The organism is Acidiphilium acidophilum, assembly GCF_033842475.1.
Lineage (GTDB): Bacteria > Pseudomonadota > Alphaproteobacteria > Acetobacterales > Acetobacteraceae > Acidiphilium > Acidiphilium acidophilum.
This window is the reverse complement of the sequence record NZ_JAWXYB010000002.1, coordinates 25885-39069: the sequence shown is the minus strand read 5'-3', so window position 1 is coordinate 39069 and position 13185 is coordinate 25885. Positions and strand designations below refer to the sequence as shown.

At 60.4% G+C, this 13185-nt stretch carries 15 protein-coding genes; 10 read left to right on the top strand and 5 right to left on the bottom strand.

The window, feature by feature from the left end; genetic code table 11:
• Nucleotides 1-145: 145 nt before the first annotated feature.
• Both SIL87_RS01135 and SIL87_RS01130 read left to right on the top strand, forming a co-directional pair.
• The gene (locus tag SIL87_RS01135; protein WP_319612457.1) at nucleotides 146-733 is read left to right on the top strand and encodes a recombinase family protein; all 588 of its coding nucleotides are present in this window, start codon (nucleotides 146-148) and stop codon (nucleotides 731-733) included.
• A gap of 120 nt (nucleotides 734-853) precedes the next feature.
• On the top strand, nucleotides 854-1432 hold the full coding sequence (locus SIL87_RS01130; protein WP_319612456.1) for a recombinase family protein: 579 nt from the start codon (nucleotides 854-856) through the stop codon (nucleotides 1430-1432).
• A gap of 56 nt (nucleotides 1433-1488) precedes the next feature.
• Here SIL87_RS01130 and SIL87_RS01125 read toward each other — a convergent pair whose 3' ends face one another.
• Nucleotides 1489-1752 carry a CopG family antitoxin gene (locus tag SIL87_RS01125; protein ID WP_319612455.1) on the bottom strand — a complete coding sequence of 88 codons (264 nt, stop codon included), beginning with the start codon at nucleotides 1750-1752 and terminating at the stop codon, nucleotides 1489-1491.
• Nucleotides 1736-2020 (bottom strand): BrnT family toxin, encoded by a 285-nt coding sequence (locus SIL87_RS01120; RefSeq protein WP_319612454.1) that lies wholly within the window; start codon nucleotides 2018-2020, stop codon nucleotides 1736-1738. The genes SIL87_RS01125 and SIL87_RS01120 overlap by 17 nt, the downstream gene beginning before the upstream one ends.
• An 832-nt stretch (nucleotides 2021-2852) precedes the next feature.
• On the opposite strand from SIL87_RS01120, the gene lpxD reads away from it, so the two are divergent.
• The 3 genes from lpxD (at nucleotide 2853) to SIL87_RS01105 (ending at nucleotide 5043) form a co-directional block, all read left to right on the top strand.
• Nucleotides 2853-3908: a UDP-3-O-(3-hydroxymyristoyl)glucosamine N-acyltransferase gene (gene lpxD / locus SIL87_RS01115; protein ID WP_319612453.1), complete on the top strand. Its 1056-nt coding sequence runs from the start codon at nucleotides 2853-2855 to the stop codon at nucleotides 3906-3908.
• Nucleotides 3909-4095: 187 nt separating this feature from the next.
• Nucleotides 4096-4344: a recombinase family protein gene (locus SIL87_RS01110; RefSeq protein WP_319612452.1), complete on the top strand. Its 249-nt coding sequence runs from the start codon at nucleotides 4096-4098 to the stop codon at nucleotides 4342-4344.
• A gap of 99 nt (nucleotides 4345-4443) precedes the next feature.
• Complete coding sequence (locus SIL87_RS01105; protein WP_319612451.1) at nucleotides 4444-5043, top strand: cation transporter; 600 nt, start codon at nucleotides 4444-4446, stop codon at nucleotides 5041-5043.
• A 473-nt stretch (nucleotides 5044-5516) separates the two neighbouring features.
• Here the strand turns inward: SIL87_RS01105 and SIL87_RS01100 are convergent, their stop codons facing one another.
• A complete protein-coding gene (locus SIL87_RS01100) occupies nucleotides 5517-8402 on the bottom strand; it encodes a Tn3 family transposase (RefSeq protein ID WP_319612450.1) in 2886 nt (961 codons plus the stop codon).
• 125 nt (nucleotides 8403-8527) lie between these two features.
• Here SIL87_RS01100 and SIL87_RS01095 point away from each other — a divergent pair, with 125 nt between their 5' ends.
• The 4 genes from SIL87_RS01095 to SIL87_RS01080 are packed head-to-tail and all read left to right on the top strand — an operon-like array spanning nucleotide 8528 to nucleotide 9898.
• Entirely contained in the window at nucleotides 8528-9142 is a 615-nt protein-coding gene (locus SIL87_RS01095) for a recombinase family protein (protein ID WP_319612449.1), read from the top strand.
• Nucleotides 9043-9390, top strand: coding sequence for a DUF29 domain-containing protein (locus tag SIL87_RS01090; RefSeq protein WP_319612448.1), 348 nt, complete (start codon nucleotides 9043-9045; stop codon nucleotides 9388-9390). Before SIL87_RS01095 ends, SIL87_RS01090 begins: the two co-directional genes overlap by 100 nt.
• Nucleotides 9391-9630: a DUF4160 domain-containing protein gene (locus SIL87_RS01085; protein ID WP_011930878.1), complete on the top strand. Its 240-nt coding sequence runs from the start codon at nucleotides 9391-9393 to the stop codon at nucleotides 9628-9630.
• Nucleotides 9608-9898 carry a DUF2442 domain-containing protein gene (locus SIL87_RS01080; protein WP_152982850.1) on the top strand — a complete coding sequence of 97 codons (291 nt, stop codon included), beginning with the start codon at nucleotides 9608-9610 and terminating at the stop codon, nucleotides 9896-9898. The genes SIL87_RS01085 and SIL87_RS01080 overlap by 23 nt, the downstream gene beginning before the upstream one ends.
• A 168-nt stretch (nucleotides 9899-10066) precedes the next feature.
• On the opposite strand, the gene SIL87_RS01075 is transcribed toward SIL87_RS01080, so the two are convergent.
• A complete protein-coding gene (locus SIL87_RS01075; protein WP_319612447.1) occupies nucleotides 10067-10312 on the bottom strand; it encodes a hypothetical protein in 246 nt (81 codons plus the stop codon).
• A 69-nt stretch (nucleotides 10313-10381) separates the two neighbouring features.
• Entirely contained in the window at nucleotides 10382-11743 is a 1362-nt protein-coding gene (locus SIL87_RS01070; RefSeq protein WP_319612484.1) for an IS4 family transposase, read from the bottom strand.
• 223 nt (nucleotides 11744-11966) lie between these two features.
• Here SIL87_RS01070 and SIL87_RS01065 point away from each other — a divergent pair, with 223 nt between their 5' ends.
• Nucleotides 11967-13148 (top strand): IS256 family transposase, encoded by a 1182-nt coding sequence (locus SIL87_RS01065; protein WP_319612316.1) that lies wholly within the window; start codon nucleotides 11967-11969, stop codon nucleotides 13146-13148.
• The last annotated feature ends 37 nt before the right edge of the window (nucleotides 13149-13185 follow it).

Sequence of the window (13185 nt, the reverse complement as noted above, 5' to 3'; positions counted from 1 at the left end):
CATGCGAAGGTGTCCGATAGAGGATCGTTCAACGGACGCCTGACCGACGCCAGGCCAAACAAGCAAAATCACTATAAGACGAGTCTCATTTGACTGGTACTATTTATTTTGCGGTGAAGGCCCCTCTTACGTTACAGTGTGCGACATGACGAACACGCTGATTGGCTACGCCCGCTGCTCGACCGATAAACAGGATCTCGCCGGCCAGCAGGATGCCCTGCGCAAGCTCGGCGTCCCGCAGGATCGCATCTACACGGACCGGGGATTTACCGGCACGAACCGGACCAGGCCCGGCCTCGATCAAGCACTCGCGGCGGTGCGCCGTGGCGACACACTGGTGGTGCCGAAGCTCGACCGGCTCGCGCGCTCTGTCCCGGATGCCCGAGCCATCGGCGACAACCTTGCCGAACGCGGGGTGAAGCTTCAGCTCGGCCCCAGCCTCCATGATCCATCCGACCCGATGGGCAAGCTGTTCTTCAACATTCTAGCCACTTTCGCGGAATTCGAGGCGGACCTGATCCGAATGCGCACTCGTGAGGGGATGGCGGTCGCTCGTGCCAAAGGAAAGCTACGCGGCAAGAAGCCCAAGCTATCCGATCGGCAGCAAAGTGAGCTGCGGCGGATGCACGAGACCGGCAACTACTCGATCAGCGATCTGGCCGAGCTATTCTCCATCTCACGGCCGACTGTCTATCGCACCCTGGGCCGCACAATGCCTCAACCCGCCAAATAGCGCCGAAGATACGCCGCCATTTACCTCTGAAGGTCACACCGATCCGCATAGTATTTTCTTGTCGCATATCTTTGTCGCGCGTTGTATTTATTGCGCGACATAACTTGCAACAGGAAGCTCATGCCCAAGCCCGCTGCTGGTTCCTTGATCGGCTATGCCCGCGTCTCCACTCAGGGCCAGGACCTCACCCAGCAGCGCGCCGGGCTGCGTGAGGTCGGCTGCACACGGATTTTCGAGGAAAAGATCAGCGGTACAAAGCGCGACCGGCCCGAACTGGGGCGGCTGCTCGACCATCTGCGCACCGGCGACGTGGTGACGGTCACACGCCTGGACCGGCTCGCCCGCTCCACCCGCGATCTGTTAGAAATCTCCGAACGGATCAAGGAGGCGGGCGCTGGTTTACGCTCGCTCGCCGAGCCGTGGGCCGATACCACGACGCCAGCCGGGCGGATGGTGCTGACCGTGTTCGCCGGCATGGCCGACTTCGAGAGGTCCCTGATCGTGGAGCGCACCAGCGCCGGCCGGATCGCGGCTAAGGCCCGTGGTGTTCGCTTTGGGCCGCGCCCCACCCTCGCCGCCGAACAGATTGCGCACGCCCGCCAACTCATCGAGGGGGATGGCAAGCCTGTGGCTGAGGTTGCCCGCTTGCTGGGGGTCCATCGCGCCACGCTCTACCGGGCCTTGGAGGCCAGGCAATAGCATCACTGGTGAGATATCATCCGATTCGCAGAAATCTTCGCTTTGAGAAATAAGTTTTACCGCGACTGCGCCACGTCGGTTTCCAGCAGCATCCGTACATAACGCGTATACGGGATGCCCTTGGCCTTGGCTTTAGCTTTCAGTGCGGCCAGCAGAGATGCTGGCAGGCGCATATTCAGCGCCGCAGCCTTTGCTTCGATCTCGAAGCGCATAGGCTTGAAGCCGGAAAGGTCATATTGCGACAGGTCGGCGTTGGCGACAAACTCTTCAGCTTCTTCGTCGCTGTGTAACGAGGGCAGCGGCCTAGATTTGGTTTTCATAGTGATCGACCTCCTTCTGGTGCATGTAACGAGCACTGATGGGGCGAAGCTTGGTCTGGCTGTCGATCTCCCGGCGCATGAACACCAAAAAGACGTAGCGCCCGGCCGCCGTCTTCCCGATGGCACGCAGGCGCGGCTCATCGGGGTTGGGATCGACCATAACCGCTGGCTCGCCCAGCAACACCTGCTCGATCTCTTCCTGGGATACGCCATGCTTGCCGCATTTCGGCCAGTTGCCGCTATCCCAGTCGAAACCCGCAATCTTCATAAAGAAGCGTATACTCGTTTGTAGATACAAATGCAATGTAAATTAACAGGGCTAGGCATATACCCCAAAACTAGCCGTTTTACCGAAAGTCTTGACTTCTGCATATGGCTTATGTCCGTTATTGGTAACAACCCGATTTTAGAATGCCCCGCACGGGGAGAGAACATATGCCTGGCGACGAGAACAGGCTGACCAACTGTTTGGATTTGAGGTACGGTAAGACTAGCGTAGATGCAGTTCCACTGACAGCAAGCTTCCAACTCATTCGGAGGTCTTCTATCTCATGCCCGCCTTCTGGCTGACCTACGTACCCAAAGAAGAATCAGCCAAACGAGGTTGGCCATTGTCTGACCTACGTGCCCTGATCGATCATGTGGAAGCAGACCCCAATGCGGATGGGTCCATCGAACCGTGGCGCATCGCGGACAGCAGCGCTCAACCCGGTGATCGAGTTTACATTTTCAAACAAAACTCGCGAAGCAACCGGGGAATAATCGGTGTCGGTGAAATCTTCATGGGTGTGGCGCGAAAAGTCTCAGCTAATCTGCGTCAGAAACTGCCCTTGATTGCGCGTCGGGCCGTTCATCATTGCGCGTCGCTACAACTACGTGGTAGCTGCCCAGCGACCGCCAGCTGTTTTCCATAATGGGGGCCGATTCTAGAATCGAGTGCGGCGCAAAAAAGGGATGGCGCCTTTCTGGAAGTCAGGGACGGCACTGTCCCGACAGCTTGAAGGTCAGTGAATATCTCGATAGCGCTGTCGATGAGTAGGCCGACGGCTTCCAAAAATAGATAAACATCGGCAACAAATACATCCTCTCAGGGAGGTCCAATGCCCAGCGAATCCGTAGGCGACGCCCGTTTTTACGCTCGAAGCGGCCCTTATAGCCTCGCTCAAATTGCCGCCGCCGCTGGGAGCGCCGTGTCCAGAGGCGATTGTATGATGACAGGCGTTGCGCCCCTACAAGTAGCCGGTCCAACCGACGTTAGCTTTCTGGACAATAGACGATATGTCTCAGCGCTCGCGGCAACTAACGCCGGCGCTGTCATCGTGCATCCAGACATGGCGAACCGGGTGCCCGCTTCGGCAATCCCAATCGTGACCAAGGCAACGTATGAGGGCTGGGCGCGCGTAATGGCGTTGTTCCACCCGGAAATCCCACCTAATCCGGGCATTCACCCCACGGCGTTCGTAGCACCCGATGCCATCGTGGATTCGACAGCAGAGATCGGGGCCTTCTCTCAGATTGAAGAAGGTGCGCAGATCGGGCCGCGATGCCGTATTGGGGCCTACGCCAGTATTGGCAAAGCAGTCATACTCGGTGCGGACTGCCGGATTGGCACTCATGCCAGCATAAGCCACGCACTGCTGGGCATGCGGGTGTGCCTCCACCCAGGTGCTCGTGTTGGACAGGAAGGGTTCAGTTTCGCGAGGACAAAGGCCGGCTACCTAACAATCCCGCAGCTCGGCAGGGTGGTTATCGAGGATGATGTTGAGATTGGCGCGAACTCGACCATTGACCGAGGGTCTGTCCAGGATACGGTAATTGGCGCAGGTTCGCGTCTCGATAACCTTGTGCAGATTGGTCACAATGTACGGCTCGGCCGCTGTTGTGTAATCGTCGCTCAGGTGGGCATCTCTGGATCAACGATCCTGGAAGATTTTGTTCAGGTCGGTGGTCAGGCAGCGATGGCCGGTCATCTGCACATTGGGCAAGGCGCACAGATTGGTGCTCAGGCTGGCGTGATCTCCGATGTTCCACCAAAAGCCATTCTACTCGGTAGTCCAGCTCAGTCGCGGCACGAATTTTTTCGCCAAGTGGCAACTCTCAAGCGCTTGGTTCGCCGACCCGGTAATCCCCCTGCGATTAAGGGGATTGATACGTAGAATTTTCTCAGCACATTGCACGAGGAGATTTGCATGAAAACCTCGAGATATAGCGAGCCCCAGATCCTTGCGATCTTGCGCCAGGCTGAGGGGTTCGGCGCCTTTGACGCGCTCATCCACTTGTTTGATCTCTGGCCTGCGCTCGCTCGCCGAGCCTTGGGCCGACACCACAACGCCGGCCGGGCGCATGGTTCTGACCGTGTTCGCCGGCATAGCTGACTTCGAGCGGTCCCTGATCGTGGAGCGCACTAGCGCCGGCCGGATCGCGGCCAAGGCGCGCGGTGTGCGCTTTGGGCCGCGACCCACCCTCGCAGCCGAGCAGATCGCTCATGCCCGGCACCTCATCGAGCGGGAGGGCAAGCCCGTGGCCGAAGTTGCTCGCTTGTTGAGGGTCCATCGTGCCACGCTCTACCGAGCCTTGGAGGCACGCTCATAGCCTCATCCAGGATGATGCCGCCCTGATGTGCAGAAGTCTTAATTTTTGCACCGCATGGCGTTGCCAGGCGAGAAGGATATCGGTGTATGGTGGTACTGCATGACATCTTTAGCCACTGACCATCATTTGCGGCGAGTAGTTCGGCTCGTCGCCGTTTTAAACCTGGCCTATTTCGGGATCGAGTTCACCGTTGCCCGGGCTATCGGCTCGGTTTCTCTGTTTGCGGACAGCATCGATTTTCTCGAAGATGCGTCGGTGAACGTCCTCATTCTCGTGGCGCTCGGCTGGACGGCAGGCAATCGCTCCCGCGTCGGTATGATGCTCGCGGGGATCCTGCTCGTGCCGGGCCTGGCCACGTTGTGGATGGCATGGGAAAAATTCAACCTGCCGCTGGCACCGAATCCGGCTCTGCTTTCACTGACCGGCCTGGGGGCGCTGGCTGTTAACCTCTCCTGCGCTTTTATGCTGGCACGGTATCGTCAACACAGCGGCAGCCTGACCAAAGCCGCCTTTCTATCAGCCCGCAACGACGCCATGGCGAACGTTGCCATCATCGCAGCGGGATCGATGACTGCCTTCCTGTGGGTGTCGGCATGGCCGGATTTAATCGTCGGGCTGGGCATCGCCGCTCTGAATGCCGACGCGGCACGGGAGGTCTGGCTGGCCGCACGCAGCGAACACAAGACGGCAGAAGCCTAGCAGTCGTTCCATAAGTCTTGATAGACGCCTGATGGAGGAAAAGTCTGGGCGAATTGGCTATCATGCACCATGCAATCTTGATAGCGCCATTGAGATTTTCGCTTCGGTTGTCGTGGTTTGGCAGCTTAAGGGCGTCGATCAAGGGCGGGAAAGCGTGTCGCTTAAACTCGTCGGCGCTGATTGATCATATCTCGGAAGAGATATGATCAATCTTTAATTGTTCGCCGGTGACCGACCAAGACATGGCTTGCCTCTCGCTGCGATGGCAGTAGTGGCACTGTCTGGCGTGGAAATAGTACCGCGGGAAGATGGCAAAAGCAGACCGCCCACTCATATAGCTCGACGCAGAAAGGTCCAAGCCACCGCTGAACTAACTGATGAAGTACTTTGGTAAAGCGGGTCACTCCTAAAGCGACGATCATGGAGCCGGCCATGTCAAAGGGGTCGTTTGCGGGAGGGGGCGAAATCCTACGCTAAGGTTTTGGCCAGCGATATTCTCCGGTGAGATTGATGTGTTCCCATCCGAGCGGCGAGACATGGGCCAGCAGATCGGGCGACAGCCATTTTCCATCGCGCTTCTGGTCGGCGACGACTTCGCCCAACTTCATGGTGTTCCAGAAGATGATGATGGCGGCGAGCAAGTTCATGCCAGCGATCCGGTAGTGCTGGCCTTCGGCGGAACGGTCGCGGATTTCGCCTCGCCGGTGGAAGCTGATGGCACGTTTAAGCGCGTGATGTGCCTCGCCCTTGTTGAGCCCAATCTGGGCACGGCGTTGCAGATCGGCATCCAGAATCCAGTCGATCATGAACAGGGTCCGCTCGACGCGACCGACCTCGCGCAAGGCTGTGGCCAGTTCGTTCTGCCGTGGATAGGAGGCGAGCTTGCGCAGAATCTGGCTGGGCGCGATGCTCCCGGCCGCGATGGTGGCGGCGATGCGCAGGATATCGGGCCAGTTGCGCTCGATCATGGCCTGATTGATTTTTCCGCCGATCATGGCCCGCAAGTGGGCCGGGGCGGCCGATGGATTGAACGCATAGAGCCGCTTGGACGGCAGATCGCGGATGCGGGGCGCGAACCGGTAGCCGAGAATGGCGCATGCGGCAAAGACGTGATCGGTGAAGCCGCCCGTGTCGGCGAACTGCTCGCGGATATGGCGGCCGGCGTCGTTCATGAGCAGGCCGTCGAGGATGTAAGGGGCTTCGCTCGCCGTCGCGGGGATCACCTGGGTTGCAAACGGCGCGTACTGGTCCGAGACGTGACTGTAGGCTTTCAAGCCGGGGGTATTGCCATATTTTGCGTTGACCAGGTTCATGGCCTCGCCTTGCTCTGTCGCGGCGAAGAACTGGCCGTCGCTCGAAGCCGAGGTGCCCATGCCCCAGAGCTGGGCCATGGGTAACGCCGCCTGCGCCTCGACCACCATGGCCAGTGCCCGGTCGTAGGCTTCGCCTTCGACATGCCACCGTCCAATGCGGATCAACTCCCAGAAGGTGTGGGTGTTTGTGGCGTCAGCCATCTTGCGCAGGCCGAGGTTGATCCCTTCCGCAAGGATGACGTTCATCAGCCCGATCCGGTCGGCGCAGGGCGCTCCCGTGCGCAGATGCGTGAAGGCCTCGCAGAAGCCGATCGCCGCATCCACCTCCAGCAGGAGGTCGGTGATCCGCGTGGGAGGAATCTGCTTGTAGAGATCGAGCACCAGGTCCTCGGAGCCGTCAGGCGCAGCAGCTTCGAGCTTCTCGATATGCAGAACGCCGTTTTCGATCGACCCGCCGGGAATTGTGCCGGTGCGCGCGGCGCGGCCCAGTTCGCGCAACCGGATATCGAGGCGAGCTTGCCGGTCCGTTAGCCATTCTTCCGGCCGCAATGGCACGGCGAGACGACCACCTTCCGCGATAGCCTGTGCAGGAACGAGAGCCTGTTTCAGATCACCATAGCGTCGGGATCTGGCCAGCCAGACATCCCCGGAACGGAACGCATCGCGCAGATGGAACAGCACCGCGATCTCCCAGAGGCGGGCGTCACCAGCCACCTGAGCCCGAAGATGGCGATGCCATTTCGAGCTCGGCCTCAGGAAGCCGGTCAGGGCCGCGTCGTTCAAACCGGTACGCAAAGCCATCACCGCTTCGAGAAGCGGCAGCGCGACAGGCGCAGCCCGTAGATCGAGCAGGCGCAACATGCGCGGAGCGTACCGGCGGAAACGGTGATAACCGTCGAGCACATGATTGAGAGGGTCGTCCGCCATGGTGGCGGTCAGCCTGGTTGCCATTGCAACAAGGGTTTTGAAGCCGTCCCACCCTGATCCGCTCGCGATGACGTCGCCCAGCGGCTGGCCATCATCCTGTGCATCGACCAGGGCACCGCCGATTTCGGCGAAGGATTTCAGGGCGTTGCGCACCGCGTTCGCTTCGTCGGCGACCTTGGCCTGGCAAATCCTTTCCGACGCCCGGTAGAGCCTGCCCACGATCCGGTCGTGGGTTTCCACCACGGCATCGGCAAGCACCGCCCGCCATTCCGACGCACAAACGGCCAGAATCGCAAGCCGCCTGTCTTCCGGGAGATCGCGCATGCCGTCGGCATAATACCGCTCGCCCTGCCTACGTAGACGTGTCACCCGATGGGCGGGAACTCCGGCCAGCAGATCATCGGGAAGATCGACACGTTGCAGGTATTCCAACCGGTCGAGCAGACGGTTGGCCGACGAAGAGTTCGAGCCTGGCTCGAACTGACGCAGCCACACGAAGCGGGTCACCCGATCGTCAGCCGTTTCCTCGAGCAAGGCCAGTAACTGTTCCCGGATCGGCTTGGACAACCGGCCGGCAATCCGCGTCTCGATTTGCCGCTCGGCATCGACCAGAGCCGTGGCGCAAAGCCGCTCGATCGTCGATGTTGCAGGAAGAACCGTGCAGGTGCGTCGACACTCCGCCACGAAGCGACGGGCGACGTCTTCGTTTGATACCGCCATCTCGGCTTCCCGAAGCAACCAGTCCTTCAGCTCGCGCGCTCCGCGTCCGGAGAAGGTGCGGAATCCATAGAGCGCCCGCAACTCGGCAAGATGCTCGTGCCGCGTTTCCTCGCGGGCGGCGTAGTCAACGAGATCATCGGCATGCAGGCCAAGCTGCGCTCCGATAAATTCGACGACCTCCGCCGGGATCAATTCGCCAGGCGCCAGTACGCGGCCGGGATAGCGCAGGACGCACAGTTGCAAGGCGAACCCGAACCTGTTGTGAGCGCGCCGGCGCTGCCTGATATGCCCGAGGTCCTCATCACTCAGTGTATAGTGCTTCAGCAAATCCGTCTGGGAGGTCGGCAGGCGCAGCAGTGCATCCTTCTGCCGATCGGTGAGAGTGACGCGACGCGGCATCCATGTTCCTTTTTCAAAATCCGGTAATGTTCAAGACGCTTTGTTTATGAAGCTGGTTGAGATACATTTCCAGCGAGCAAATCATTCGTGGCCAGCACGCCGCCTCAAACCAACGTTTAAGAAACATGCTGATCGGATACGCCCGCGTCTCCAAAGCCGACGGCTCCCAGTCCCTCGACCTGCAGCACGACGCCCTGCGTGCCGCCGGCGTTGAGCTGAACAACATCTATGAGGATCGCGCTTCCGGCAGCCATGATGATCGGCCTGGTCTGGCCGCCTGCCTGAAATCCTTGCGCTCCGACGATGTGCTGGTGATCTGGAAGCTCGATCGCCTCGGGCGCTCGCTCGCCCACCTGGTCAACACCGTGAAGGATCTGTCAGACCGCAAGATCGGCCTGCGTGTGCTGACCGGAAAGGGCGCTCAGATCGACACCACGACCGCATCCGGGCGCATGGTGTTCGGTATCTTCGCCACCCTGGCCGAGTTCGAGCGTGACCTGATCCGCGAACGGACCATGGCCGGTCTCGCCGCTGCCAGAGCGCGCGGACGAAAGGGCGGACGAAAATTCGCCCTGACCAGAGCACAGGTGCGCCTCGCCCAAGCCGCCATGGCCCAGCGCGACACTTCCGTTTCCGATCTGTGCAAGGAACTCGGGATCGAGCGCGTCACTCTCTACCGATATGTCGGACCGAAGGGCGAACTCAGGGACTATGGGAAGCGCGTTCTCGGCTTAGCGTAGGATTTCGCCCCCTCCCGCAAACAACCCCGACCAGTATCGTCATCCAGCGCCATAAGATTTCCGAGCACCTGACCGAAAGCCCCAGCCTCAGATCGAGGCTGGTTGAGGCAATCAGCCGCGCTTACCACCTGGCACGCAGTGAAGCCGCTATGGAAACTGGCTTGGCAGATCAGACGTTTCGCCCGGTCTGCCCATGGTCTTTCGAGCAGATGATGACCGAGGATTTCTGGCCGGGGGAGGCCTCGTGAATGCCGGTAGTTTTCCGGCATGAGGGATATCGGTTCTATTTCTACAGCCATGAGCCGAACGAACCGCCGCACGTGCATATTGATCGGGCCGAAGCAACGGCGAAGCTTTGGCTCGAACCTGTTGCTCTGGCTTCGAATGCTGGTTTTTCACCACGTGAACTCGGTTTGCTCCTACGAATGACACGCGACCATCAGCAGACACTTTTGGAGAGTTGGTATGGCTTCTTTGGCCGAGACTGAAACTCCGGACATTCGGGTTCGTACTGTTTCTGTGACCGACTATGAGCTGATCGTCGGCTTGATGGATGGTCGGACGATTGCCGTGCCTCTGGCCTGGTTTCCGCGCCTTCTCAATGCATCTCCGGAGCAAAGAAGCCACTGGGAGCTGGCAGGAGCCGGCTACGGCATTCACTGGCCTGACCTGGACGAGGATTTGAACACTGAGGGCTTGCTGCGAGGTGCCCGTGCCCCCCGTGGTTCTGCAACCTGGCGTCCCGGGATGGCATGACGTTTTGGAAGCGGTTTCGTGATCAATAGCCCGCGTTCCGGGTTAATGGCGGCAAAAACACGCCATAATTTATCTGCAAACTGCCATCAGCAGTGCGGGGAATGAAAATCATGAAAGCCAAGCAACTTGGACTCATTGTCGGCCTCTTCACCCTAGCCATCGCTGGTTCTACATGCATCGCGATAGCAGGACCGCCACCATGGGCCGGCGGTCCTCATGGTCCTCCACCTCCAGGCTGGGGCCACCCACCCGGACCACCACCCTGGGCGCACGGCGCACACAGGCCTTGGGGATGGTGGTCTCCAGGGCCACGACCGCCCCCTCCACCGCCTGTTGTGTATTATGCTCCCCCGCCAGTCGTATATGTGCCGCCGCCACCGCCTCCTCCTCCGCCGCCGGTGGTATATGCGCCACCACCTGTATACTTCGGGCCGCCTTCACTATCCTTTGGTGTAACCTTCCCTCTCCATTAGGCTACGGGATTCACGGATTTGATTGAGCTGCGATGATGAAGCCTGTGGCCATGGAAGCGAAGGTTGCCCACCCTGCGCGCATGGTCTTTGGTCCTGGCGGCTTGTAGTAGCAATTCCACCCGCCGAGGCGGGCGATGATCCAGGCGAGCCATGCGAGGGATCGCGGTGGATGGGGGTTTTTTTGCCGCGGTGTCTTGCCTTCGAGAGTGGGGGCAATGGCATCGGCGGCCGGGAGTAATCCGGGATCGATGACGTCGGTTGCCGGCCGGTCGCTGCCGTCGCGGGCATCGACGAGTTGTACGGTGCGGGTCGCTGCGGCGAGGCCGATCAAGGCCAGCTTGAACAGCCGTCCGGCATCTTGCATCTGGGTTTCTTCAAGCCTGAGACCGTCACTTTTCAAAGACCGGAAAACCTCTTCAATCCTCCATCTCAGCCGGTAGAGGCGTACGATTTCGGCGGCACCGTCAGCGTCGATGGTCTCGATCGTGGTGAGCAGGCGCCACAAGAGCGGGGTGCCTTCGCCATTCCAGTCGACCTCGCGCGCCTCCACCATGGTCAGGGTCAGATGCGCTGGTCCGCCCACGTCACCGCCATGGCGCGGACGGCAGATCGTCACCGTTCCAGCACGCAGCGCCACGGTCGCAACCCGTGCGGCAATGCCGGTGCGCGATGGCGCGACGCGCACCTCGCTGCGGACCAGTTCAGGCCACGCTTCGGGGGCGGCAAACAGGCGTCTACCGTCATCCAGAACACGATCCTGAGCAGCACGGACGATCATCTCGATCGACGCCGGACGCCTGGCAAAGCCCGCATAGATGTCACCCTCGCGGTCGGCCACAACCACGACCGAGGCGGCATCGGTCAGGCGGTCAGCGGCGTGTGAAGCGCCCTCCAACCATCGCACACTCTCCTTGTCCTCCAACGCCCGCTCACGCGCAGGTGTCGGATCGAACCCATCAGAACGGGTCCATATTTTCGCGTCGATCAGGCCGAGCACCGCCTCCGTCTCGCTGTCGATCGCAATCACCGGGTGCAGGAAAAACCCCGCCGATACGCCATCTCCGGCCGGACCAAGGCCCCGACGACGCTCCTCGCGGCCGGCAAAATTGATCTCTGTCGTGTCCTGCGCCGCCACAATCCGACGCCCCTTGCAGGCCACTGCCGTGCAATGCGCCAGCGTCTCAACCATCTCGCCACACGTCACCGAGGGGGCCGAAAGGAACCGATGGATCGCAATCTCCCGCGCCCGCGTGCCCCCGAGTTTGCGTATGACCAGAGAGCCAGTTTCCACTACCCGCTCAACCAGTGTGTTGCCGATCGCCGCGCGCCGCGCATCACCAAAATGTCCCAAAGCTCCGCCTCGAACCGCCATCTCGTTCCCCATCACTGCAGAGATCATCGAGAATCAGAGCCCAACTCAAACAGCAAGAAAAATGTGTGAATGCCGTAGCTCCATTAGGAAAGTGGTGGTGTAACCTGACGTCTGGAAATTCATTTTGGGTTGGGAGTTGGTGCCCTTGCCGGGGCATGCCCCGGCAAGGGCTGTTCATTCTGGTATTCCATGCAGTTGTTCACACCAACATGGAGACCGATGAATGGACGCCAAAAAGGATACGATTATCGAGGCACTTTTGGAACATCTGATCGAAAACGGCGCAGGCGATATCGCCACGGTATTTGCCAGGACCTTCGAACTCGCCATGCAGATCGAGCGCGAACGCTTCCTCCACGCCAGTCACTACGAGCGCAACCCCGATCGTCAGGGTTACGCCAATGGCTACAAGCCCAAGCGGATCGATACCCCGGCCGGGTCGATCACCGTCGATGTCCCCAAAACCGCCGGTCACGTGGGCGAACCCTTCTACCCACAGTCCCTCGAACGCGGCCGACGCTCGGTCCGCGCCGTCATGGTCGCCGTCGCCGAAATGTACATCAAAGGCGTCTCCACCCGCGACGTCGAGGCCGTCATGCGCGAATTCGGCATCGAAAGCCTCTCCTCCGCTCAGGTCAGCCGCGCCAGCAAGCTGCTCGATGACGAACTCGCCGCCTGGCGCACCCGACCCCTCGCCGAGATCCGCTACCTCATCCTCGACGCCAGATATGAAAAAATGCGCGATAATGGCGTCGTCCGCGATGCCGCCGTGCTCTCGGCCATCGGCATCGGACCCGATGAACGCCGCCGTGTCCTCGGCGTCTCGGTCGCCCTTTCCGAGGCCGAAGTCCATTGGCGTGCCTTCCTCGAAAGCCTCCATCAGCGTGGCCTGCGAGGCGTCGAATTCATCGTCTCCGATGACCATGCCGGATTGCACGCCGCACGCCGCGCCGTCTTCGGCGCCGCACACTGGCAACGATGCCAGTTCCACCTCGCCCAAAACGCCATCCACCACGCCCCCAACCACGCCATCCGCAAACGCATCGGCGCAGAACTCCGGACCGTCTGGAACGCAAATTCCCTCGCCGCTGCCCAGATCGCTCTCACAACCCTCGTCAATGCCTATCGCGACACCGCACCAAAGCTCGCCGATTGGCTCGAACGAAATATCCCCGAAGGCCTCACCGTCTTCACACTGCCAGAACCCCACCAGCGCCGGCTTCGCACTTCCAACCCCATGGAACGCGGCATCCAGCAGGAACTCAAACGCCGCACCACCAAAATCAGGGTCTTCCCCAACGAAGCCTCCCTCGAACGCCTCGTCAGCGCCGTCCTCGTCGAAATCGATGAAAAATGGGCCGCCGACACCAAGGGCTACATCAAGTGGGACTACCAGGATGCCTGACCCCCGCTCGCCCTATTTTCCAGACATCAGGTTGCTC